Source organism: Pseudomonas sp. AC355, assembly GCF_979258205.1.
Map to the genome: position 1 here is coordinate 1,431,422 of NZ_OZ409843.1, position 24,335 is coordinate 1,455,756.

Sequence of the window (24,335 nt, forward strand, 5' to 3'; positions counted from 1 at the left end):
CCGTAAACGGGGCCGATCAACGATGTCACGCTTCGCTCAGTCTCTCAGCTTGTGCCAAGGTCTTTTTCAGGATGGTGGGGATTACCCCGCCCTCGCGCAACAACTCAACTTCCAACTGGGTCTCTACCGCGGCGGTGGCCTGCAGTTCGACACGTTCACCATTACTTCTGATGATGGTCACCGCAATCGGGCAACGCGGCTGCACCTCTTGCGCCTCCACGTGGATGCGGTCGCCGGCCTTGATCTGCAGTACATCCGGGCCATGGCCTGCCGGTAAACGCAACGGCAGTACGCCCATGCCAATCAGATTCGAACGGTGAATACGCTCGAAGCTGAGCGCAAGCACCGCGCGGATGCCGAGCAGGCGCTGCCCTTTGGCAGCCCAGTCACGGGAGGATCCGGTGCCGTAGCGCTCACCCGCCACCAGCACGATGGATTCACCTTCGTCGCGGTAGCGCTGCGCCACATCCCAGATAGGCATCAACTGCCCGGACGGCGCATGCAGGGTATGGGCGACTGGCGCGTCGGGCACCAACAGGTTGACCATCGACTTGCTGTGGAACGCAGCCCTCAGCATGACCTCCCAATTGCCGCGCCGCGAGGCGAACACGTTTAAATCATCACGGGAATCGCCCCGTTCGACCAGAAAATCTGCGACTAGGCTGTTCGGCGGAATCGCACTGGCCGGAGAAATGTGATCCGTGGTGATGTCGTCACCCAGCACCAACAATGGCGAGGCCGTGTAGTCGCCAAGCTGAGAGCCGTACTGTAGCGATGCGAAAGGTGGCCTGCGCAGTGTGGTCGAGGCCTCTTCCCACGGGAAAAGCGGGCTATCACCGACTTTGAGCTGGTGCCAGAGAGGATTGAGCTGCGCCTGCTCAAAGCAGCGTTTGAAGTCGGTCGGCTCCAGGGACAGAGCCAGCGCCTCGGTGATTTCCTGATGAGTGGGCCACAACTGCTCAAGAAATACCGGCTGACCGTCGGCCGTGTGGCTGACCGGCTCGTTGGCCAGATTACGAGTGGCATCGCCTGCCAGGGCATAAGCCACCACCAGCGGTGGCGACATCAAAAAGCCAAGATCCAGATCCGGATGGATGCGCCCGGTGAAATTGCGATTGCCGGAGAGCATGGCCACCGGGTGGATACGCCCGGCCTTGGCCTCTTCGACGATCACCTTGGGCAGCGGGCCTGGGTTGCCGATGCAGGTGGTGCAGCCATATCCGACAATATTGAAACCTGTGGCCGTCAGGTCATCGAGAAAGCCGCCCCGTTCGAGATAAGCAGCTGCCGCTGGAGAACCCGGGCCCAGCGAGGTTTTAACCCAGGCTGGCACCTTCAGGCCCAGTGCCCTGGCCTTGCGCGAAACCAGCGCTGCAGCAATCAGCAATGCCGGGGCGGAGGTATTGGTGCAACTGGTGATGGCCGCGATCGCCACTGGATGCGGCGGCATGTCTGACGGGCCGGTGGGCTGGAAACTCAGTTTGGCGAGGGCTGCCGGAATATCCGAGTAGGCCATCAGATCCTGCGGGCGGCGCGGGCCGGCGGCATGCATGCCGATGCTGTCCAAGTCTATGTGCAGCAGCTTGGTGTAGCGAGGCCGAGCCTCTGGATTGAACCACAGGCCGGTGCGCTGCATATAGACCCGCACCAGTTCGATGGCCTGCTCGCTGCGGCCGGTCTGGCGCAAGTAGTCGAGGGTGTGTTCGTCGACGGGAAAGTAGCCGGTGGTGGCACCATATTCCGGCGCCATATTGGCGACGACCGAACGCTCGCCAGCCGTCAGTGTTGACAATCCCGGGCCGAAGTACTCGACGAACTCGCCGGATACGCCCATGCCGCGCAGTAGGTGTGTGGCGGTCAACGCCAGGTCGGTAGCCAGCACACCAGGGCGAAGACGACCGGTCAGCTCGACACCGATTACATCGGGAATGCGCAGCATGGTCGGCATGCCAAACATCACTGTCTGCGCCTCTAGACCACCCACACCCCAGCCCAGAACACCGATGCCATTGATCATCGGTGTGTGGCTGTCGGTGCCGATCATCATGTCAGGCATCACCCAGCTTTCGCCATTGATCTCGCTGGTGCACACCACCGTAGCCAGTTGCTCGAGGTTGATGGTGTGCATGATCCCCGTGCCAGGCGGGTTGATGCGTACGCCATCGAGCGAGCGCGAGGCCCAACGCAGAAAGCGATAGCGTTCCTGGTTACGGCGGATTTCGTGACTCATGTTGACGTCAGCCGCATCCGGGCGGCCATAGACCTCCACCGCCAGCGAGTGGTCGATGGACACGTCGACCGGCAGCATCGGATTGAGCAATGAAGGATTAGCCCCCGCCTCTGCCAGCTCATCGCGCATCGCAGCAATGTCAACCAACGCAGGGGTACTGGTGGTGTCGTGCATCAGCACGCGCGCGGGGCGAAAAGCGATTTCAGATTCGCTGCTGCCGTTTTCCAACCAATCGAAGATGGCCTGGACGTAGGTATCGCGCTCAGCCCCTTCAGTGTTGCGTACCACGTTCTCCAACATCAGGCGTAGCACGACTGGCAACTGCCCCAGGCGCTCTTCACAGACTGCAGGCAAATCGATGAACCGATAGCGTTCCTGGCCGATCGCTAACTGCTCGCTGGGATAGTTCTTAATATTTTTCATAGATACCCAGATTACATTTTTCATGCTAGAAATGTAATTGTATTGAGGTTGAAAGCAGACAGCAACCGCCTGCTATCAGCCCGATAAACGAATGCTCATTGAAAGGAAACGCTGCCTGTGAGGGCAAAAATGCCGCGGCACGCTGGAAGCCAAAGGCCTTTGAGCAGCGCTAAACAATAAGAATCCACTGGAGAAATCCGATGACATCCTCGCTCATCGCTCTACCGGTCGGTCAGTCGACTGCCGACCAGCCGCCACCCGCAGTTCTCGCTAGTCGACTGAAAAGCCCCCTACACGTAGTCGCCCTATTCACCTGAAATTTCCAGGAGGACTTCACATGTCCAAACGTATCGCGTTCGTCACCGGCGGAATGGGTGGTATCGGCACCGCCGTATGCCAGCGGCTGCACAAGGATGGTTTTGTCGTGGTTGCGGGCTGCGGCCCCGACTCGCCGATCAAAGATGAGTGGCTGAAGAAAAACAGGAAGCAGGGTTTCGACTTCATCGCAAGCGAAGGGAACGTGGCGGACTGGGACTCCACGGTTGAGGCGTTTGACAAGGTTCGCAAGGACGTCGGCCCAATTGACGTGCTGGTCAACAATGCCGGTACTGCCTGCAACGTAGTGTTCCGCGACATGAGTCCCAATGACTGGGAAACCGTCATTGATACCAACCTCAACTCGCTGTTCAACGTCACCAAGCAGGTGGTCGACGGCATGGTTTCGCGGCGCTGGGGGCGAATCATCAATATCTCGACGGTGAATGCCCAGCTCGGACACATCGGCCAGGTCAACTATGCCACCGCCAAGTCCTCCATCCGCGGCTTTACCCGCGCGCTGGCCAGGGAGGTCGCGCACCGTGGCGTCACCGTAAACACGGTTTCACCCGGCTACATCGGCACCGAACGCCTCAAGTCCATCACCCACACCCAGCTGATGGACAAGATCGTCGAGGACATCCCCATGAAGCGCCTCGGTAGGCCAGAAGAGATAGCGGCGATGTGCGCCTGGCTCGCATCAGACGAGTCCTCTTTCGCCACCGGCGCGGATTTCGCGATCAACGGCGGACTGCACATGACGTGACGCGCCACGCGTCCCACTGTGCTTCAACGACAAGAACAAAACTGATCAGGAGATAGCAATGCTGTCATTCTTCGGCTACGGCATGATCGTGGTTTTCATGACATTGATCATGACCAAGCGCCTCGCGCCCTTGGTGGCCATGACCATCATCCCCATCGTCTTCGCCATGATGGCCGGCTTTACCGGCGACATGGGCACTATGATGATCGAGGGGTTACGCAAGGTTGCACCAACGGCCGTCATGGTCATGTTCGCCATCCTGTATTTCGGCATGATGTTCGACACCGGCCTGTTCGACCCCATCATCAGAACGTTCATCCGCCTCATCAAAGGCGATCCCGCCAAGGCCGTGGTGTTCGCCACCCTGCTCGCCGGCATGGTCTCGCTGGACGGTGATGGATCAACCACCTACATGATCACGCTCACGGCGATGCTGCCGCTATTCAGGCGGCTGGGGCTCAACCCCCTGATTTTGCCCTGCGTAGTGATACTCGCGGCCAGCGTGACCAACCTGCTGCCCTGGGGCGGCCCACTAGCTCGTGCGGCGGCCGCGCTGCAGGTAGAAACTACCGAGCTGTTCCTGCCGCTGATCCCTTCGATGATCATCAGCTTCGGCGGTGTTGTGCTGCTCGCCTTCTATCTAGGCATACAGGAGCGTCGGCGTCTCGGCATCTTGAAAATGCCGGGTAACGGCAATGGCCGTTATGCGCAAGGAGCCGACGAAGACATGTCGGATCTGCTCACACTGAGCGCTGAAAACGCAGAGCTGCGCCGACCAAAGATGTTCTGGCTGAACGCCGTACTGACCCTGGCACTAATGACCTGCCTGGTGATCGAGCTGTTGCCGCTGCCCATTCTGTTTATGGTGGCGTTCTCCATTGCGTTGGTCATCAACTATCCGGGGATCGATGATCAGCGCCGACGCATCGCAGCCCATGCACCAACCGCCCTCAACCAGATCGCAATCTTTCTGGCGGCAGGCATCTTCGCTGGCATCCTGTCTGGAACGGGGATGGTGAAAGCCATGTCGGACACGCTGCTTTGGGCACTGCCAGAAAGCTGGGGCGCTTATCTCGCGCCGATCACGGCGCTACTTAGCATTCCCGGCACGTTCTTCATGTCCAACGACGCGTTCTACTACGGAGTGCTGCCGGTACTTGCACAGGCCGCCGAGGTGTACGGTATTTCCGCAGCCGAAATCGGCCGCGCCTCGATGGTCGGCCAACCCGTGCATCTACTGAGCCCGCTGGTAGCGTCCACTTACCTGCTTGTTGGCCTTGCGGGAGTCGAATTCAGCGACCATCAGAAGTACACCTTCAAGTGGTCGCTGGCGCTGTCGCTGCTGATCATGGTGTCGTCGATGCTTCTGGGCCTGTTCCCGCTCTACTCGGTAGCGGAATAGGTCGAAGCCAGCCTAAGCAAGAAGCAGCTGCGGCTGTCTGCCAGCTGCTTACAACGCCCCGGCTACCGGGGCGTTGTTAACTCTAGCTCTCGTAAGACTGGTGGCTGGGGAAATTAGATCACCACAGCCTCTCACATTCGCCTCATGCGGGAGGCGGCTAGTGAGGACTCCCACCATGCTCTCGTGCCTGCTTGATATCTCTCGAGGGGGGCGCACCGAAACGCCGTGCATACTCGCGGCTGAATTGCGCGACGCTTTCGTAGCCGACCCTCAGCGCAGCGGTGTTCACATCGACCCTGTCGGTCAACATCAGGCTGCGCGCGGCTTGCAGCCGTAGAGATTTTTGATACTGAACCGGGCTGGTGCCTGTCAGCTTGCGAAAGTTGTGATGCAGCGTAGAGCTGGCCATTCCCGATCGCTCGGCGAGATCGGCAACGTGCAGCGGTTTGTCGTAGTGATGTTTAAGCCATTCAATGGCTCTGACGATGCCCTTGTCTCGATAACCGTCGCGAGTGACGCTGCGCAACCACTGCCCCGCGCCACCGAGCAGCAGCCGAACGCAGATCTCGCGCTTGACGAGATCCGACATCAAGCCAGCTTCGAGCGGCCGCTCGGTCAGTGTGCAGAGTCGTGAGAAAGCGTCGAGCATCTCACCCGACGCTGCACCCGATGCAAATCCCCGCGCCTCGGAAGCCGCTTCCTGCCGTGGTGTTTCCAGGGTCTGGATTACCTCATTGAGCATGGAAAGATCGAGCTTCAACACAACGGACAGATAAGGTGTTTGCTCGCTAGCTGCAGTCACTCGAGCCAACGTGGGTATGTCCACCGAGGTAACGAAAAACACCCCCTGACTGAACTCGGAGGCCTCCTCACCGAACGTGATCTCCTTCGCGCCCTGCAGAATGATGGCCACGCAGGGCTCGTAAATGCAGTACGTGGGCGTACCCAGTTCGGCCATTCGATAAAAGGTCAGGCCTGGAATCGATGTCGTGCAAACCTCGTTCAAGCCTATCTGCCGGGTGACTTTTTCGATAAGCCCCCGCAGTGCCTGGGCGCGTTCGTTGAGCTGAGCGGATTCGCTCGAGGTAGGGGAATGCACGTGCCCGAAATCGAACTGCGAGAAGGAACCGCTCGTCATCACATGCGCCCCTGTTAACGGATTTTTCGAGTCTGCTGAGAGTGCGTGGCCAGCACAAGCGTATCGGCAGGATTGTGCAAAAGATGAGGCGCATTAGGGTCACCCGGCCACCCCTCGTTGCTCTAATTTCTAGCACCAATACCGGCTTCGATAAATCCGTGGACACTCAGTCGCGAAAGGAAATTTGGATGGACAGACGAGATTTTCTTACCTATTCGGCGGCTGGCGCCGTTGCGGCTGCTCTGCTGCCGGCCTCGAGCGTCGGGAGCTCGGCGGTTCCAGCAACCGTGCCCACCTCCCTGACCGAGCGCGGAAGCGTGATGCGTACGCAGGGGCAGCTCGTACGTGCTGACCTGCCCGTCAATTCGCCTTCGCACGCGATGAGATACATGACGTCTCAGCGCTTTGGTATGGGCGGGACGCAGATCGGCAATATCTTCGCGCCGATCAGCGACGAGCAGGCGGACGTAGTTCTGCAGGCGGCCTGGGGCGCTGGCGTCAGGCTCTACGATACCTCGCCCTTCTACGGGTTTGGCTTGAGCGAATACCGCCTGGGCCGCTTTCTGCGCGGCAAGTCACCAGACGACTACGTGGTGTCCACCAAGGTCGGTCGCGTACTCACGGCTGCGGGTGGTCAGCGGGCAGACCATGCCATCTGGAAGTCTCCCGCTCCGTTCAACTATCGGTATGACTACACCGCAGCAGGTACACGACGCTCCGTGGAGGACAGCTTGCAACGCCTTGGGTTGCCCCGTATCGATATCGTCTTCATTCATGACGTATCACCAGATAACACCGAGCTGGAGGGCGGCTGGGAAGCGGCGTATCGAATCGCCCGCACGGGGGCGATGGTCGAGCTTGAAAAGATGCGTGAAGAGGGCCTCATCAAGGCATGGGGCTTCGGCGTCAATACACCTAACGCCGTGGTACAGGCACTGACTAGTGATGACCCGACGCCAGACATCGTGCTGCTTGCCTGCCAGTATTCACTCTTGGATCACAGCGATGCGCTGCAAAGCACCTTTCCAGCATTGCAAAAGAAAGGCACCAGCGTCGTGGTTGGAACACCACTGAATGATGGATTTCTGGGCGGTCGCAGCCGCTACAACTTCAGCGTGGATCTACCTGCCGGTGCGGTGGAAAAGCGCGCGCAGATCATGGCGGTTGCTAGCCGACATGGCATTGATATCCATACCGCCGCCCTACAGTTCGCAGCGGCGCATCCGCAAGTGTCCGCGATCATTCCAGGTGCACGTTCGCCGGGGCAGATAGTTTCCAATGTCCAGGCGATGAAAGTTGGTATTCCGGCAGCCTTCTGGGACGAACTGAAGGGTCAGAGCTTGATCGATGCCCAAGCACCGGTACCGTCCTGATTCGTATTATTGGCGAGCTCGTGGCATAACGCATTCGAAGGCGCTCATCAGCGAAGCATCACGAGCGAATCGCAGCGGTAGCGTAAGGGACACAGTGCGAGCGGAAGAACACCTGAAACGGCCCTCCATCGCCAATTAGGAGAAGTGGAGGGCATTTCAAGGATCTACGGAAAGCTGCTCTCTACGTGAGGCACAGTCGCTGCGTTACCTATTGGCTATCGGAGATCTTCTGAGCGAAGTTCACATCGAAGTAATCTCGCCACGCAACGATCTGATCGCCGTCAAGCTCAAGTATGCCCATTACCTTGGTTGCTCCGATCTCGCTGCCATCAGCGCGCTCGAACCGGTCGAGTCGTTCGGTGAGCACTCTGTTGCCGTCTGCAGCGATGGCGAGCATTTCAAAACGTACGGTCGCGATACCTGATGCCTTCTCTAGTGCATCAATGAATGCAATCGCTTCGTCGATACCGGTAGTGGTGGCGACACCTTCATTGACCCAAACGGTACTGGGTGTGAACCACTGCTGGATGGCAACTCTGCCGCCATTCTCGGGATAAGCGGCAAAGAAAGCGGTGACATTTTCGATCGGTGTAGGCATGACGGCCTCCTTTGAATTGATGCGACTGTTGCTACAGCAGCTGCCCTCCGGAAATGTCAAAAATCGTCCCGTTGGCCCAAGCCATGTCATCGGACAGGATGGCGGCTACAGCACCACCGATATCGTCCGGCAGACCGACACGGCCAAGCGCGATGCCTTGTGCCACGTATGCGTTCACCTCCTTGTTGTCACGTACTGCACCACCGCCGAAGTCGGTTGCGATAGCGCCAGGGGCAATTGCATTGACCCGAATTTGCCGCGAGCCAAGCTCTACGGCCAGATAACGGGTCAGAACTTCGATCGCGGCCTTTACTGCCGCATACACGCTGTAGCCCGGCAGAGTAAAACGCACGAAGCCGGAGGATACGTTCAGGATGCGACCACCATCTTCCACGATCGGTAACAGCTTCTGGGTCAGAAAAATTGGCCCACGAAGGTGAGTGGCAACCAGTGACTCGAACTGGCCTTCGGTCGCGTCAACGAAGTTCGAAAAGAGCCCATTGCCGGCATTGTTGATGAGGAAGTCGAAGCGCTCACGGCCGAAGTCGTTCTTCAGCGTATTGGTCACTGAACTCACGAAAGCGGGATAGCTGCCGGTCTCGGTGATGTCGAGCGGCAGAATCGCGGCTTTGCTGCCCAAAGCTTCTATCTCTTGTTTCAGCGTCTCGGCCTCCGCAGAGCCGCTGCGATAGGTGCCGATTATATGGACGCCGCGCCTGGCGAGGTGAAGCGCTATGTTGCGGCCAAGGCCCCGGCTGGCGCCGGTGATGAGTGCGATCTGATTGGTCATGGGATATCTCTGCTAGGTTGGGCGCGCCTTGCGGCGCTTTCTTGACCTGCCCAAGATAGGTAATGACCAGCCTGTAACCCACGCCCAATAGGCTCAATTCATTGCCTGATTGTCTCAACCGTCTTGCGTAGCGTCTGGCCATCAGCATAATCGGCCCATGAACGACGATCTTGCCCCGCACCTCAATATCGCCCTGCGCCACGCGCCACCGGGTTTGACCATCACGCCGATCCCGCGTGTGGATATCTGCGTGGGCCAAGGCTCGACAGACAAGGCGCCCTGTCTGTATCGCTCGATGATTTGCTTCATCCTGCAAGGCTCCAAGCGCGTTGCGATCAACGACAACCTGCTGAGCTACGACAGCGAGCAATATCTCATCAGCGCCCTGGATCTGCCTTTGATCGGGCAAATTATCGATGCTCAAGGAGGGCAGCCCTACGTGGCGATATCGCTCGTGCTGGATCCGGCCATATTGGCTGAACTGGCCGCGGCGATGCCGCCGGTACGCGAGAGCGAGCAAAAAGGCATTGGCATCGCGATAAACCCAATGACCGCTTCGCTTCGCGACACATTACTTCGCTTGCTGTCGTTGCTCGACACACCTGACGACATCTCGATTCTCGGCCCCATGGTCGAACGGGAATTGCTCTATCGTCTCTTGCAGGAACCGCAGGGAAGGCTGCTGCGGCAGATCGCTCAACCTGAGGGCGCTCTGGGTGGCATCCGGCGGGCCGTTGCCTGGATCAGGGATCATTACAATACCCGGCTTCGCATCGAGGCGTTGTGCGATGCAAGCGGTATGAGCCGGGCGAGCCTGCATCGCCATTTTCTGTCGATGACCGGCCTCAGTCCTGTCCAGTATCAGAAACAGCTCAGATTGCAGGAAGCTCGTCAGCTCTTGCTTGCTGGCGAACATCGCGCGGCTGATGTGGCGTTTGCCGTCGGCTATGAAAGTGCGTCGCAGTTCAGCCGCGAATATCTACGCCAATTCGGCGCATCGCCTGCACGCGACGTGCGAGATATCCGGCAGGCAATAGGCAATTCAATCAGGGTGTAGATGGCAACCACCAAACGTCTCTATAGCAAAGGCCGGGCCGCTGGGCATCTATATTTGGACGAGGTACCGATACCACACAGGAGCCGCAACTTCCGCTTTTGGCCGATTGCAGCCGGTGACGACGGGAGGCTACCGGCCGATTTTGTTGAAAAAGTCGGCCTTGGTTACCACGGCAGAAAAGTTGGCGCCTGAGATTGAAATCCTAAAATTCGGCAGAGGTTTGTGGGCTCAGATTTAACGTAGCGACGCGCAGAAAAGGCATTTTCATCGGTCACTATTGGGGCAGTTTAGGCAACGCGACTTTTTCAACAGAATCGGCCAGAAGCGGTCAGTGAGTAGTTAGAGGCGCCCTTACCCTGCTTGGCCTAGATCTGATTAGCCAAAACTGCAGAACTTAATTTTCCAGGCGGCAACTGCAACCGTAAGCGTGTCAGGTTCGCCTCGTCATCCACTTCCAACTCCAAGCTGCCTTGCTGGGCCTCCGCTAGTAACTTTGCTGAGTAGGTGCCCAGCCCCGTACCGCTAGATTTGCCATGGCTCGCGTACTTTTCGAAGAACCGTGACCGAAATGCCACGGGTACCGCTGGCTGGTTCTCCATTACCAATTCAACATGGTCGGAGGGTGTCAATATGAGCCGCACGCGGCTTTTCTCGGGGGCCGCCTCACAGGCATTCTTCAGCAGGTTGTTTAGTAGCGAAAAGCACAGTAATTCGTCTCCGCTAGCTAGCACTGGTGTCGATTCGTTGGTGTTTTCCGCCAATACTTCAATTGTTAGTTTTTTTGCCTGGTAGGTCAGCCTGGCCGAGTCGCATAGGCGCCTTACTAGAGGCAGCAGTTCGACCGCGACCGGCTTCAGTTCGAAACGACCGGTCTCGATCTTGTAAATGTCGCCAGCCATGTCGATCATTCCTAGCAGGTTCTGGCCATCGGTTTCTAGGCTGTGCAGCATCTGCGACTGGCGCGGCAGCAGGTTGCCCCCTTCAAGCAGGCCGCGGGCCAAGCCGAGAATATTGCACAGAGGCGCTTTCAGATCATGGCGTGAAATACTGCTGGCCTCCTCGCGCAAGCGCTCCAGCTCCAGCATGGTGTCGTACTCCTGTTGCAGATCGTTGCGTTGCTCTACCAGGCGTAACAGATTGACCACCCGAAGATGTAGCGACGTGGGATCAACCGGCTTACTGACAAAATCCACTGCGCCCAGCTCAAGCCCACGCAGCTGTGCTGCCGGATCGCTCATGGCCGTGATGAAAATGACCGGGATGCGGCTAGCGTTGGGATGGCTGCGTAGGTGCTGGGCCAGTTCGAAACCGTCCATATTCGGCATCATCACATCCAGAAGAACTAGGTCTGGCGGGGACTCAGAAGTACAGATGGCTAATGCACTGCGTCCGTCGCGCGCAGCCAATACGCGATACTCGTTCTGAAACAGCCCAGCAATCAGTGCTAGGTTGTCCGGTACGTCATCGACCACCAGCAGCGTGGGACGACGCTCCTCAACTTTTGGCTCTTGGGCCGGTTCAGCATTCACTGGTGGCGAATGCAGCCGAGGACGGTGACTCATGGCACGCGTTACGCGCTGCGAAAGGTCATTGGCGGTATAGGGTTTGATCAGTATGTTGCTGACACCGGCAGCGATGGCCTCGGTAATTTGGGAGCGAGAGCTCTCTGCGGTAATCATGATGAAGGGAAGCATGGCCAACTTGGGGTCACTGCGTACCCTGCGCAACAAAGTGAGGCCATCCATGACCGGCATGTTCCAGTCAGAAAGAATCACGTTTACCTTACGCGCTTTTAGTACTGCGAGGGCCTCTGCACCATTGGTAGCAGTGAGGATGTGTCGTGCCCCTAGACGCTCCAATTGGCTACTATTGACCCTGCGCATGGTGTCGGCATCGTCGACGACTAAGAATACGGTATCGGCGGTGATCATAATGCGTAGGGCTCCAATTCGGCGGATCGGGAAACGCCAGTCAGGCGCCTGTTGCTGACTCGCCCTGCAACAACGCCAGGGCTCGGTCAAAGTCAAATAGCTCAACCTGTTGAGCCACTAGCGCAAGGCGCTTAGCCATGAGCTGATCAAGCGGCTGTCGGCGCAGCTCCTCAAGAACCGTCACGGCAGCCGTGTCGCTCTCACCCAGCAAACGCGCTAGTAAGGTCAGTTCCCGCTCCAACTCAGCGTCGTTACACCGAACAGCGTTCTCCGGGCTCGCAGGGCCATTGCCCAGAGCGGTTAAGGCCGCCAGGATCGGCGCCAGGCATCGCTGCACCTCGGCCACTAAACTGCGAATTGTCAGCTCCTGATCGCCGGACTGGCAGGCTCCCTCAAGCGCGCCTGCAGCCTGGGCCACAGTCTTGGCGCCAATATTACCGGCGGTGCCCCGCAGGCTATGGGCGAGTCGGCCGGCAGCGCTGGTGTCCGGATCGGTTAAGGCCGCTTGGAACTGCTCAACGAAGCCAGTTTGGGTATCACGGAATTTTCGCAACAGGCGCAGGTAGAGATCACGACGCCCCATACAGGTGCTCAAGCCGGCCGCGATGTCGATGCCCTCGATATGCTGCGGCAGGTCGTCCAAAGCCGGCTCCGGCAATGACGGTGCCGGCTCATGGCGAGAAGTCTTGGGATGGATCCACTTGGCCAGAGTGGCGAACATGCCGTCGACGTTCAGTGGTTTGGATATGTGGTCGTTCATACCACAGGCCAGCGCACGCTCGCGATCACCCTCCATCGCGTTGGCAGTCATAGCCAGTACCGGTAATTCCGAGAAACGTGCCTGCTCACGGATTCTGCGAGTGGCGGTATAGCCGTCCATTACCGGCATCTGGCAGTCCATCAGCACACCGTCGAAGTCGGCATCGGCAACCAGGATGTCCAGAGCTTCCTGGCCATGGCGCGCCAGGCGCAACTGTATCCCAGCGCTCTCCAGCAGCTCCCACGCGAGCTCCTGGTTCAGCTCATTGTCCTCCACCAGCAGCAGCCGTGCGCCGCGTAGTCCGGCAACAGTATTGGCACTCTGCTCGGAACGCTCGCTCGTCCGGGTCTCACCCTGGGGCTCCCGGCCCAACACTGCGCCGATGGCTTCGAGCAATGACGATGGGGTAACCGGCTTGGTCAGCACAATTGGCAGTTGGATGCCCTGCCGCTCGGCCTCATCGCGGGCGTCGTCACGGCCGAACGCGGTAACCATGATCACTGACGGCGTGAGGCGCAGGTTGCCAGAACGCATTCGGCTCACCGTTTCCATGCCGTCCATACCAGGCATCCGCCAGTCCATCAGCACTAAGTCGTAAGGCAGCTCGCGCGCCTCGGCATCGGCCAATAGACGAAGGGCCATACTGCCGTTCTCGGCGACATCTACCTCTAGGCCGAAGCTGCGCGCCATACCCGATAGGATTTCGCGGGCGCTGGCGTTGTCGTCCACCACCAGAACACGCATACCCGGCAATTCGTCTGCCCTGAACATGCGCCGTGGCTGTACACCATGTTGTATGCCTAGGCGCACCTGAAAATGGAAGGTAGAGCCCAGTCCCGGCACGCTCTCCACCCAGATTCGTCCTTGCATCAGCTCCACCAGCTTCTTCGAAATGGACAGACCTAACCCGGTGCCTCCGTACTTGCGTGTGGTCGAACTGTCGGCTTGGCTGAACGACTGGAACATTCGCTCGCACTGCTCGGGCGTCATACCGATACCGGTATCACGCACCCAGAAATGCAGCTCAACCTGCTCGTCGTTCACACCAATCTGCTCTGCGCCGACCACAATCTCACCGCACTCGGTGAACTTGGCGGCATTGTTGCCCAGATTGATAAGCACCTGTCCCAGGCGCAGGGGATCGCCAACCAGCGCAGTAGTCAATTCCGGTTGGGTATGGAACAGCAACTCCAGCCCCTTGTCTTCGGCCTTCAGGCCGACCATGCTCGCGAAGCTGTCGAGTACGTCCTCCAGACGGAAAGGAATGTGCTCAAGGCTCATCCTGCCCGCCTCGATCTTGGAGAAGTCGAGGATGTCATTGATGATGCCTAGCAGATTCTCCGCCGAGCGATGCACCTTCTCGATGTAGTTGCGCTGTCTGCTGTCCAGTTCGGTGCGCAGCGCCAGGTGGCTCATGCCGATGATGGCATTCATCGGAGTACGAATTTCATGGCTCATATTGGCGAGGAACTCGCTCTTGGCTCGAGTGGCCTCCTCAGCCACCGCCCGCGCCTCGACCAGTTCGGTGATGTCGATGTTGACACCGGTCGCACGCAGTGGCGTGCCGTCCGCGGCACGAGTGAAACGGCTGAGCGACTTGAAGGTGCGTACCGCGCCGTCGTTCCGCCGTACGATGCGGAAGTCCAGTTCAAAGCGGTCGACACCGCTGATAATCGCCTCCGCGTAAGAGGCATCAGCAGCTTCTGCATCATCGGGATGTAGCATTGCATTCCAGTGCGCCATGGTCCCACCGAATTCGCCAGCTTTGAGCCCGAACATATGCTCCAACTGAGGCGTCCAGTAGTCGTGACCAGTAACCAAATCAACGTCGAACAGGCCAATGTCACCCGCCTCCTGAGCCAGGCTCAAGCGGTCACTTGCCGTGCGCAGCTTGGTTTCCATCGCACGGCGCTCACTGACGTCACGCACCGATGCGCAGACGCAAATACCACGCCCCTCGAGGCTAGGCAGATGGGAGAGGCCAATCTCCACCGAAAATTGGCTGCCGTCTTTGCGCACGCCGCGCAGGTCATCTAAGTTACCGCCCATCTGACGCGTGGTGCCGCTAGCGATGAAACCGTCCCGCAAACCAACATGCCGTTCGCGAGCAGCATGCGGCACCAACCGCTCGACAAAAGCCCCGATTAGCTCGCCGTGTTCATAGCCAAATAGAACGTCGAGTTGCGGATTGGTCATCATGATGCGGCCGTCGGCACCCAGTACCAACATGCCGTCAGGCGACGCCTCAATGATGCCGCGATACCAGGCCTCGGTCGCTCGCAGTGCTGCCTGCTGGGCCTCCAACTCCTGAGCCTGGCGCTCCAGCTGCTGCGCTTGATTTCCCATCTCGTCTGCTTGGCGACGCGTCTCTTGCAGCAATGCCTGAGCGGCTTCGCTACGTTCCATGATCGCCAACGCACCAGCCAACCTAGGCAGCACCTCCTGCAGCAGCAGTTCCTCGTCCTCGTCCAGAGGATGGAACCCGGCTAGCTCCAGCACGCCGAGTAGGCGCTCGCCACGCATTATCGGCTGTACCAGTAGATGGCTGACTCGAGCCTCGCCCAATTGGGAACGCACATGCCAAAAGGATTTTGGAAGATCGTTGAGCTGACGCGGTTGGTGATCACGGGCACATTGGCCTACAAGCCCTTCTCCGAGCTCCACCTCTACGTACGGCGGGCTCTGGCCATCCAGGGCGTAGCCTCCTAGCAATCGCAGCTGTGAAGCGCCCTGATAGAGGACATACAGCGCCCCCTGACACATGCCCAACTGCGGGACTATGCGGCTGAAGAAGGCCTGGGCCAGATCCTGCGGCGTTTCCGCTTGCTGTAGGTCGATCTGCAGCAAGGAAGCGTGCCCCTTGATCCAGCGCTGACGCTCAAGCTGACGCGACTCAAGCTGGAGCTTGGCTATGGCACGCGCCAAGTCGCCGGTCTCGTTTTGCAGGTTTGTATGGGGAATCTGCTGATCAAGCTTGCCGGAGGCCAGCTCGTCCACCGCAACGCGTACCCGGTTGAGAGGCAGGCGAATCGATCGGCTCACCAACCACGCAAGTATTAGTGCCAGCGTTGAACCACCCAGCAACAGTGCGTAAGTGACATTGCTGCTGCGCACTGCATAATCGGCGAGGTATTTCGCCGTATCGTGGATATCGGCGCTCTTATTTTCCGCCACACGATCCAACAGCGCGTCACTTTCCATCTCTAGATCGATGAACTCCTGGCTATTGAGCACAGCCATGGCCTGGCCCATATAGCCGCGACCTACCAGCGCGAGCGCATCATCACCGCTGTCCAGCAGGCGTTGCAGGGAAGCCTCGAACTCAGCCAAGCCGTTCAGGCTAGTCTGTCGGCGCAGGGTGGGGCGTGCCTGAGTTACAGCCTCCTGCAAGCGCTTCTGCGCATCGTGCATGTGGGTCAATGCAGCTATACGAATTTCCGCATTGTTGGTGCCGACCGCTCTTTGCAGGGCCTGCATCACATGAGGCAACTGCACCCGGGCCTCCTGCACCAGTTCTATCCCCACCAAGTCTTGCTGATACAGCTGCTGCATCTCGTGCTTAAGAGAGTTCTGAGTACGTAAGCTCTGCACACCAAGCAATAGGATCATCGCGAGCAGCGTGGTGAAGCCAATCAGCAGCTTGCGCCCCAGTGGAAGACGTTCCAGCAGGTCGAATAATCGGGTCATTTATCGTCTCTTCGCAGGGCTGCACTGTACTCAAGGCTGCTGGGCAATGCTCTCTAGCGTTGCCAGCTGCTTGGCCATGTCTTGGTCGGTATCAGAGAAGCGCTCGGATATTTCCCGAAAGCGCTCTGCGTTAGCCACAAAGACGTCGCAGATATCTGGATCGAAATGCGAGCCGCGCCCTTCGCGAATGATGCCGACTGCCTGCTCATGGGGCATACCTGGCTTGTACACGCGACGGCTGATCAGGGCGTCGTACACGTCCGCTACAGCCATTAAGCGGGCGCTGATAGGAATATCGTCTGCGGCCAGCCCCTCTGGATAGCCACTGCCGTCCCATTTTTCCTGGTGGCTGTATGCGATTTCCTTGGCAAGACGTAAAAAATCAACCTTCACTCCCAGCTGATTCTCGGCATGCTGGATGGCGTCGCGCCCCAATGTGGTGTGAGTCTTCATTACCTCGAATTCTTCCGGGGTGAAGCGCCCAGGTTTGAGCAAAATGTGATCAGGGATTCCGATCTTGCCGATGTCATGCAAAGGCGCAGACTTGAACAGCAGCCTAATGGTGTCCTCATCAAGAAACTGCCGAAATCGTGGATGTTCGCGCAGCAAATCCGCCAATAAACGGATGTAGTGCTGAGTACGGCGGATATGGTTGCCGGTCTCGTTATCACGGGTCTCGGCAAGCGAAGCCATTGCATGGATGGTGACGTCCTGAATAGCCATCACCTCACGGGTACGCCGCTGCACCTCCTGCTCAAGAAAATCGTTCTGATCGCGCAGGAAGTCGGCAGCCGCCTTGACCTTGAGTTGAGTATCGACTCTTGCCAGAACTAACGGTGGGCTGATCGGCTTGGTTATGTAGTCGACAGCACCCATCTCAAGGCCGAGGATCTCATCCTCTATGGTGGCCATGGCGGTAAGGAAGATGATTGGAATACCGCAAGTTCGCGGGGAATTCTTTAGGCGCTCTGCCACCTCGTAGCCGGACAGCCCAGGCATCATTATGTCGAGCAAAATCAGATCCGGTAACGGGTCGTTTTCAAGAATACGCAACGCCTTCTCGCCGCTATTGGCTGCTTTGATGCGGTAACGATCCTTGAGCAGATCGACCATTAGCATCAGATTGTCGGGGGTGTCGTCGACCACCAGGACGGTAGTTGGCTGAGGAATATCGTGCAGGCTATCCATGGGGTTTCGGCTCCCTTGCCAATCGAGGAGAGCTCAAAAAAGCCGCTCCGTTTTTGGGAGCGTAGCCGAGAAATATGCAATCGTTACTACGCTCCGCCGCTTCTAAATAACTTTAGTCGCAGATGTCTGACGTCCGCTTCTTACCGAGGCTGTGTAAAAACGTTTTAGAGCAATTTTGACGATCAGAGCCAGAACGAGAAATGCTTTTCTATACAGCAAAAAACGCAGCGGCCAGAACAGTTCGTGATCACTGAGCAAACAAGGTCTGCTCTCGCGACCTGGATACATCAAGCCCAGCTCCGTAGCGAGGGCTGCCTTTTTCCGAGCACGTTACATGCCTCCGACCATCTATCAACTCGCCAATACGCTTGTATTGTAAAAAGCTGGGTGAAAGCTATTGGCCTTGATCCGGCCATGTATGGCACTCACACCATGAGACGTACGAAGGCATCACTGATCTATCGCAGGACGAAGAACCTGCGGTTGGTTCAACTGCTGAACGGCCATACGAAGCTGGAGAGCACTGTTCGATATCTAGGGATTGAGGTCGATGATGCCTTGGAGATTGCTGAACAGCCCGAAGTTTGACTATGCAAAGCGACGGTCGAAGCCAGACCGTCGCTAACCCGGCCAGAAGCAGTCATTGCCTCGCCTTAGGAGATAATGCGCTGATCGCAATTCGGCAGGTACCCAAGAAAGCGAATAGGCTCTGGGGGCGACACTGATCGGTCGCCCTGATCAAGAAGCCAGTACCCCACGTCATGCCACGCCCCATGCTTGTATCCCACCTGGGGGAATGTGCCGATATGCCGGAAACCTAGCCGCTCATGAATCCCGACGCTCCCTGCATTTGGCAGTGCAATTCCCGCATAGACGGAACGGCAGCCCATCCCCTTGAGCATCGATAATAAGGTTGCGTACAGCCGCCGCCCCACCCCCTTACGGCGCGCGTTTTCAGCGATGTACACCGTCACATCGGCGGCCCAGCGGTACGCTGCTCGGGCACGGTGTTGGCTGGCGTAGGCATAGCCGATCACGACTCCTTCTTGTTCAGCCACCAAGTAGGGATAGGTCTCAAGGGTCGCAAGTATCCGCCCGCGCATTTCCTCTACTGAAGGCGGCACCTCTTCGAACGAGATAGCGGTGCCGAGCACCACAGGGGCATAGATGGCCTGAATTGCTTCGGCATCGGCTGCGGATGCCACCCTCACATTGATCATGATCCGGCACCTCAGATTGAACGTTGGTTAACGCGGGCAGATAGCTGCTCAGCCGATTCCTTGCGCTCGGAATAACGATCCACGAGGAAGTCTTTCTGATCACGCAACATAAGGGTGAACCTCATCAGCTCTTCCATCACGTCGACCACGCGGTCGTAGTAGGCAGATGGCTTCATTCGATCATCCTCGCCGAACTCCATGTAGGCCTTGGGCACCGAGGACTGATTAGGGATGGTGAACATCCTCATCCATCGACCCAGAACGCGCAGCTGGTTGACCACGTTGAACGACTGCGAGCCACCGCATACCTGCATAACGGCGAGTGTCTTGCCCTGGCTGGGCCTGACCGCACCCAGCGCGAGCGGAATCCAGTCAATCTGCGTCTTGAATACAGCGGACATGGCGCCGTGTCGCTCCGGTGAGCACCAGACCTGTCCCTCAGACCACATCACAAGATCACGTAGCTCCTGCACCTTGGGATGCTCAACCGGCGCGTCATCAGGCAGCGGAAGGCCCGATGGATCGAAGATGCGGGTTTCTGCGCCAAAGTGCTGAAGTAGCCGCGCAGCTTCTTCGACCAACAGCCGGCTGAAACTGCGCTCGCGGGTGGAGCCATGGAGCAACAGGATTCGCGGCTTGTGCTGACTGGGTTCGATGCGTTTGGAGAACTGGCCGATCAGGTCGTGTTTGACGTTGGGGAGTTCAACGGTCATGGATGGATTCCTCAGAGTTGGCCAATACGATCCAGCTCGCGCTTCAGCTCGTCACGGCTCAAGGCTCCAAAAGGCAATTCTAGGAAGGCGCGACAACGCCGTTCAATCTGCGCAAGCGTCGCACTGAAGGCTGCTGAAATCTCGGTTTCGTCGCCCTGCACATCTGAAGGATCTTCCAGCCCCCAATGCGTTTTGAGCGCCGGGCCGAAATACACAGGGCATGCCTCACCAGCCGCCTTGTCGCAGACGGTGATGACGATATCGGGCGGGCTCGCCTCGAAAGCGTCGTTACCCTTGCTGCTCAAGCCTGCGGTAGAGATAACTGCCTCTTTCAGCGTTTGCAGACTGCGCGGCAATACTTGCCCCTTGGGAAAACTACCGGCACTCACAGCCTCGAATCCCTGGGGCGCGATGTGGTTGAACATCGCTTCAGAGAGGATGCTCCGGCAACTGTTGGCCGTGCACATGAATAGAACTCGCATGCTAACTCCTACCGCCATTGGCGGGCTCAAAGGCTCAACCGCAAGGCGAGCGCAGAAAGGGTGATGAGCAGAACGGGGAAAGTGAGCAAGGTGCCAACCTTGAAGTAGTACCCCCAGGTGATTCGGATGCCTTTACGTTGAAGGACATGCAGCCACAGCAAGGTGGCCAAGCTACCGATGGGCGTGATCTTCGGGCCAAGATCGCAGCCGATCACGTTCGCGTAGATCATCGCCTCGCGTACTAAGCCCGAGGTGGCGCTCGCATTGATGGACAGCGCACCGATTAGTACGCTGGGCATGTTGTTCATGACCGATGACAGCAGGGCTGATAGCAGCCCGGTGCCGAGCGCTGCGGCCCAGACGCCATGCTCGCCAAGTCGGTTGAGTACGGCTGTGAGGTGGCTGGTGAGACCTGCATTACTCAGCCCGTAGACGACCAGGTACATGCCCAGCGAGAAGACCACGATTTGCCAAGGCGCCTCACGCAGTACCCGGCGAGTCGAGATCACATGTCCTTTGGATGCAACCGCAAACAGGATCGCTGCACATACAGCAGCGACTGCGCTGATTGGCACGCCTATCGGCTCCAGCGCAAATAGGCCGAGCAGCAGCAGCCCGAGCACCCACCAGCCACAGATGAAGGTGCTGCGGTCTCGCACCGCGGATCGAGGATCTTTCAGATCGGCCAACGAGTAAGTGGCTGGCACCTCACGGCGGAAGTACAGGAAAAGCACCAGCAGCGTCGATGCCACGCTGGCCACGGTGACCGGCACCATGACGGAGGCATATTCGGCAAAGCCCAGTTTGAAGAAGTCAGCAGAAACGATGTTGACCAGATTGGAGACCACCAGCGGCATACTCGCGGTGTCTGCAATGAAGCCTGCAGCCATGACAAATGCCAGTGTGGCGCCCGCCGAAAAACGCAGTGCCACCAAAAGCGAAATGACGATGGGGGTGAGGATTAGCGCGGCACCGTCATTAGCGAATAACGCTGAAACCGCTGCTCCCAGCAACACTGTAAATGCAAAGAGGCGCCGTCCGTTGCCATTCGCCCAACGAGCAACGTGCAAGGCCGCCCACTCGAAGAAACCTGCCTCGTCCAGCAACAGGCTAATGATGATGATCGCGATGAATGTTGCGGTCGCGTTCCATACCACCGCCCAGACAGTCGGGATGTCCTGAAACGATACCGCACCAACCAGCAGGGCCAGGGCGGCACCGACAGTGGCGCTCCAGCCAACGCCTAAGCCGCGTGGCTGCCAGATGACCAGGATAAGGGTGAAGACAAATACAGCAGCTGCGACGACCATCTCAAAGGCTCTCGGCAAGAACTAGCAGCAACTGGTGGCACGCTCGGGGCGTCCATTCATCTTGCTCAGGCGGGCCGTGCTGTCGCCCAGCCACGCAGCGTTGCCTTCTGACGTAATGCGAAGCACGTCTTTGAACCACTCTGGAAGACTGGGATTAAGCCGGTAATACACCCATTGTCCCTGCCGGCGATCAAGCATCAGGCCGGCTGTCCGGAGCTGCGCCAAGTGACGGCTGATCTTGGACTGGTTATCTTCCAGGGCACACATCAACTCGCAGACACAGAGCTCTCCGTGCTCAGAGATTAGGAGGGTGGTACGAGCGCGGGTCTCGTCTGCGAGGCACTTGAAGGCTTCGGGTGGGGTCAGCATGGCGACTCGTATAAATGGAAAACCGAATATGCGTATATCCACATGTTACATTGATCGCATTGCTAGTGCCATAAACGATTTTTTGAAGAGCGCGTAACAGCCTGAAATGCTGTTTGATTGAGGTTCGCATGTCCCCGAGATATAGTTCTGTTGATTGGCGTGTGCTGCGTGCGCCCGGGATTAGCCCCGTATACGGAGAACGATTAGTCGTTTTCCGTGAGGCTTTCCAGAGACATGCAGCAGTCCCAATTTTCATGGCAACGCCCCGCTTCTCTGAAGATCCGCTGGGCACGTCCTGCCAACTCAACACTCCGCATTCCTACCGCTGACCAGCGTATTTCCTGGCCAGTGCTTAGCTGTGTCCGCCGTTTAACGGCTGCGTGCTCTGTGCGATACAGCGCCAGTTTTCATTCGCTAAAGGAGAACCCTGCATGACCCAATCGTCATCCCCCCTAAGGCAGTCGGCGCTCAAGCGCTTTCTGGCCAGCGAGGCAGCCGGTGGCGTACTGCTAATGATCGCAGCCGCAGCCGCCGTGATTGTTGCCAACAGTCCCTGGGCCAGCACCTACCTGCATCTTCTCCACGTTGAAACAGGCCCTACGCTCAGCGACAAGCTTGGCCCTATGACACTACACCTGTGGATCAATGACGGCCTAATGGCCATCTTCTTCCTGCTGGTTGGCCTGGAAATCAAGCGCGAGCTGGTAGATGGGCGCCTATCTTCCTGGGAGCAGCGCCGATTACCGGCTTTGCCAGCTCTGATGGGTATGGCAGTACCGGCAGTGATCTATCTGACGCTAACCCAGGGCGACCCTCTGTTGACTAATGGCTGGGCCATTCCTGCCGCTACCGACATCGCTTTCGCCATCGGCGCCCTGGCTCTACTAGGGCCCCATGCACCGCTATCCCTCAAGCTGATGCTGGTTTCCGTGGCCATCATCGATGACATGGGCGCAGTGGCCATCATCGCAATCTTCTACACATCCTCAATCAACCTCATGGCGCTGCTCGCAGCAGCAGTGATCATCGGCGTGTTGTTCGTGCTCAATCGCATGCGAGTGATGGTGCTATGGCCGTATCTGATCGGCCTGGCCCTGCTTTGGTACGTGACGCTTCTCTCAGGAGTGCATGCCACCATTGCAGGCGTCGTGGGCGCGTTCCTGATTCCCTACATACCTACACCTGGAGAACCGGACGCCGCTGACTCGCCCTTACACCGTTTGGAGCATGGCATCGCACCATGGGTAGGCTTCTTAATCGTCCCCGCCTTCGGCTTCGTCAACGCAGGCGTCTCCTTCGCAGGCCTTTCCATGGCGGACGTCATCGCGCCGCTGCCGCTCGGCATCGCAGCAGGGCTGTTCATCGGCAAGCAACTAGGGGTGTTCGGCGGCGTTCTGCTGGCGGTGAAGTCAGGGCTGGCGGCCAAGCCGCGCGGCTGCACTTGGCTGCAGATCTATGCCATATCGATGCTCTGCGGGATTGGCTTCACCATGAGCCTCTTCATCAGCGGGCTAGCTTTCCCAGGCCACCCCGAGTTCGTCGAAGAATCCAAAATCGGCATCATGCTGGGCTCGCTGCTATCCGCCGCTGTGGCCTGCCTGATCTTGCGATTTGCACCCAAAGCGCAAGATCAGTTGCAGGAGGAACAGCAGCAGAAAATTGAGATTCGCCAGGATGGGGACGTCCAGCGGATGTGATCCCGCTGCCAAAAAGGCCTGTCGCAGACGGGTCTTTTTTAGCGGGTTCTACGAAAGTTTGGTAGCGCCATAATAGCCGGCGAAGCTCATCAGCAACGAGCCCAGCACGTGTGTGGTTATGGTGACCGCCGCCCACCCTAAGCGCTCTTGCTAAAGCATGAACATCACTTCGGCAGAAGACGCGGAAAAAGTCGTCAGCCCACCACAGAACCCCGTGGTGAGCAGGAACTTCCACGCTGGGTCAAGGTTCGGAAAGCGGCCAAAGAACGCCATCGCCATTCCGATGATGAATCCGCCGATCAGGTTGACCAGCAGGGTGCCCAGCGGGAGGTTCGGAAACAGATGGTTGAGCTTCATCGACAAAACCCAACGGCCAACACAGCCGAGAGATCCGCCAATGATGACGGCAAGTAGAGAGCTATACATAGAGGCTTTCCAGAAGAGGAGTTGATACTGGAAAGAGCGCAATAGCCTACGGCCCTTTCCAGGGTTCGTAGGCATCATTAGCCAGAGGCGGTTAAGGAGGAATGCCATCTCCTGAGCTAGATCTTAATCTCAAATACACGCTAGATAAAGCGTCGCCAATGTCCACTTTTGGCCGGTAGTAGCCGTACGGAACTGGCAGCAATCCACCAATACCTGCGTATTTCCCCCTGTTTAACGGGCCAAAGGTAGCCCTGCGTAGGGGACCAATCGAAGCCGGCATTGCTAGCCATTCAGAGGTCTCGAGATGGGTGCATGACAATTAACCTAATTGCTTACAGATGAACGCTCCGGCGCACCTGGTTTTAGCGACCTCGCGAGTTCAGTTCCTAATCTTTCCTTTACGCTCTGAATCGTCCCCGAAACGGTCTTTGACCCTGCCCCTCGCAGCACCGAATCTCAC

Annotated in this window: 17 protein-coding genes, 2 pseudogenes and 1 riboswitch; of the genes and pseudogenes, 6 read left to right on the forward strand and 13 right to left on the reverse strand. The window is 58.1% G+C overall.

Annotated elements, in window-relative coordinates; translation table 11 throughout:
- Nucleotides 1-25: 25 nt before the first annotated feature.
- Complete coding sequence (gene acnA / locus ACZ0AI_RS06810; protein ID WP_463565102.1) at nucleotides 26-2,653, reverse strand: aconitate hydratase AcnA; 2,628 nt, start codon at nucleotides 2,651-2,653, stop codon at nucleotides 26-28.
- Between the two features lie 337 nt (nucleotides 2,654-2,990).
- Here acnA and phbB point away from each other — a divergent pair, with 337 nt between their 5' ends.
- Nucleotides 2,991-3,734, forward strand: a complete 744-nt coding sequence (phbB, locus tag ACZ0AI_RS06815; RefSeq protein WP_463565103.1) for an acetoacetyl-CoA reductase — start codon at nucleotides 2,991-2,993, stop codon at nucleotides 3,732-3,734.
- A gap of 58 nt (nucleotides 3,735-3,792) precedes the next feature.
- Nucleotides 3,793-5,136, forward strand: a complete 1,344-nt coding sequence (locus ACZ0AI_RS06820; protein WP_463565104.1) for a CitMHS family transporter — start codon at nucleotides 3,793-3,795, stop codon at nucleotides 5,134-5,136.
- 157 nt (nucleotides 5,137-5,293) lie between these two features.
- Here the strand turns inward: ACZ0AI_RS06820 and ACZ0AI_RS06825 are convergent, their stop codons facing one another.
- Entirely contained in the window at nucleotides 5,294-6,274 is a 981-nt protein-coding gene (locus ACZ0AI_RS06825) for an AraC family transcriptional regulator (protein WP_463565105.1), read from the reverse strand.
- A gap of 188 nt (nucleotides 6,275-6,462) precedes the next feature.
- On the opposite strand from ACZ0AI_RS06825, the gene ACZ0AI_RS06830 reads away from it, so the two are divergent.
- On the forward strand, nucleotides 6,463-7,647 hold the full coding sequence (locus ACZ0AI_RS06830) for an aldo/keto reductase (RefSeq protein WP_463566064.1): 1,185 nt from the start codon (nucleotides 6,463-6,465) through the stop codon (nucleotides 7,645-7,647).
- A gap of 208 nt (nucleotides 7,648-7,855) precedes the next feature.
- Here ACZ0AI_RS06830 and ACZ0AI_RS06835 read toward each other — a convergent pair whose 3' ends face one another.
- The gene (locus tag ACZ0AI_RS06835) at nucleotides 7,856-8,245 is read right to left on the reverse strand and encodes a limonene-1,2-epoxide hydrolase family protein (RefSeq protein ID WP_463565106.1); all 390 of its coding nucleotides are present in this window, start codon (nucleotides 8,243-8,245) and stop codon (nucleotides 7,856-7,858) included.
- Between the two features lie 31 nt (nucleotides 8,246-8,276).
- A complete protein-coding gene (locus tag ACZ0AI_RS06840) occupies nucleotides 8,277-9,035 on the reverse strand; it encodes an SDR family NAD(P)-dependent oxidoreductase (RefSeq protein WP_463565107.1) in 759 nt (252 codons plus the stop codon).
- Between the two features lie 157 nt (nucleotides 9,036-9,192).
- Here ACZ0AI_RS06840 and ACZ0AI_RS06845 point away from each other — a divergent pair, with 157 nt between their 5' ends.
- On the forward strand, nucleotides 9,193-10,092 hold the full coding sequence (locus ACZ0AI_RS06845) for an AraC family transcriptional regulator (RefSeq protein ID WP_463565108.1): 900 nt from the start codon (nucleotides 9,193-9,195) through the stop codon (nucleotides 10,090-10,092).
- A gap of 365 nt (nucleotides 10,093-10,457) precedes the next feature.
- On the opposite strand, the gene ACZ0AI_RS06850 is transcribed toward ACZ0AI_RS06845, so the two are convergent.
- From ACZ0AI_RS06850 to ACZ0AI_RS06860, 3 genes are read right to left on the reverse strand one after another with little or no spacing between them, the layout of a single operon-like run.
- Nucleotides 10,458-12,023, reverse strand: coding sequence for an ATP-binding response regulator (locus ACZ0AI_RS06850; protein WP_463565109.1), 1,566 nt, complete (start codon nucleotides 12,021-12,023; stop codon nucleotides 10,458-10,460).
- 40 nt (nucleotides 12,024-12,063) lie between these two features.
- Complete coding sequence (locus ACZ0AI_RS06855; RefSeq protein ID WP_463565110.1) at nucleotides 12,064-16,470, reverse strand: response regulator; 4,407 nt, start codon at nucleotides 16,468-16,470, stop codon at nucleotides 12,064-12,066.
- A gap of 30 nt (nucleotides 16,471-16,500) precedes the next feature.
- Complete coding sequence (locus tag ACZ0AI_RS06860; protein WP_111461845.1) at nucleotides 16,501-17,658, reverse strand: response regulator; 1,158 nt, start codon at nucleotides 17,656-17,658, stop codon at nucleotides 16,501-16,503.
- Between the two features lie 198 nt (nucleotides 17,659-17,856).
- On the opposite strand from ACZ0AI_RS06860, the pseudogene ACZ0AI_RS06865 reads away from it, so the two are divergent.
- A pseudogene (locus ACZ0AI_RS06865) lies at nucleotides 17,857-18,246 on the forward strand (tyrosine-type recombinase/integrase); the annotation flags it as partial.
- 65 nt (nucleotides 18,247-18,311) lie between these two features.
- Here ACZ0AI_RS06865 and ACZ0AI_RS06870 read toward each other — a convergent pair.
- From ACZ0AI_RS06870 to ACZ0AI_RS06890, 5 genes are read right to left on the reverse strand one after another with little or no spacing between them, the layout of a single operon-like run.
- The gene (locus ACZ0AI_RS06870; RefSeq protein ID WP_463565111.1) at nucleotides 18,312-18,878 is read right to left on the reverse strand and encodes an arsinothricin resistance N-acetyltransferase ArsN1 family B; all 567 of its coding nucleotides are present in this window, start codon (nucleotides 18,876-18,878) and stop codon (nucleotides 18,312-18,314) included.
- Nucleotides 18,879-18,889: 11 nt separating this feature from the next.
- A complete protein-coding gene (gene arsH / locus ACZ0AI_RS06875; RefSeq protein ID WP_463565112.1) occupies nucleotides 18,890-19,591 on the reverse strand; it encodes an arsenical resistance protein ArsH in 702 nt (233 codons plus the stop codon).
- 11 nt (nucleotides 19,592-19,602) lie between these two features.
- A complete protein-coding gene (locus tag ACZ0AI_RS06880) occupies nucleotides 19,603-20,073 on the reverse strand; it encodes an arsenate reductase ArsC (RefSeq protein WP_463565113.1) in 471 nt (156 codons plus the stop codon).
- 26 nt (nucleotides 20,074-20,099) lie between these two features.
- Nucleotides 20,100-21,383 (reverse strand): arsenic transporter, encoded by a 1,284-nt coding sequence (locus tag ACZ0AI_RS06885; protein WP_463565114.1) that lies wholly within the window; start codon nucleotides 21,381-21,383, stop codon nucleotides 20,100-20,102.
- 21 nt (nucleotides 21,384-21,404) lie between these two features.
- The gene (locus ACZ0AI_RS06890; protein WP_463565115.1) at nucleotides 21,405-21,752 is read right to left on the reverse strand and encodes a metalloregulator ArsR/SmtB family transcription factor; all 348 of its coding nucleotides are present in this window, start codon (nucleotides 21,750-21,752) and stop codon (nucleotides 21,405-21,407) included.
- A 431-nt stretch (nucleotides 21,753-22,183) separates the two neighbouring features.
- Here ACZ0AI_RS06890 and nhaA point away from each other — a divergent pair, with 431 nt between their 5' ends.
- A complete protein-coding gene (gene nhaA / locus ACZ0AI_RS06895; RefSeq protein WP_179538597.1) occupies nucleotides 22,184-23,449 on the forward strand; it encodes a Na+/H+ antiporter NhaA in 1,266 nt (421 codons plus the stop codon).
- Between the two features lie 48 nt (nucleotides 23,450-23,497).
- Here the strand turns inward: nhaA and crcB are convergent.
- Nucleotides 23,498-23,875: pseudogene (gene crcB / locus ACZ0AI_RS06900) on the reverse strand (fluoride efflux transporter CrcB).
- 61 nt (nucleotides 23,876-23,936) lie between these two features.
- Nucleotides 23,937-23,996, reverse strand: a riboswitch (Fluoride riboswitch).
- Between the last annotated feature and the right edge of the window lie 339 nt (nucleotides 23,997-24,335).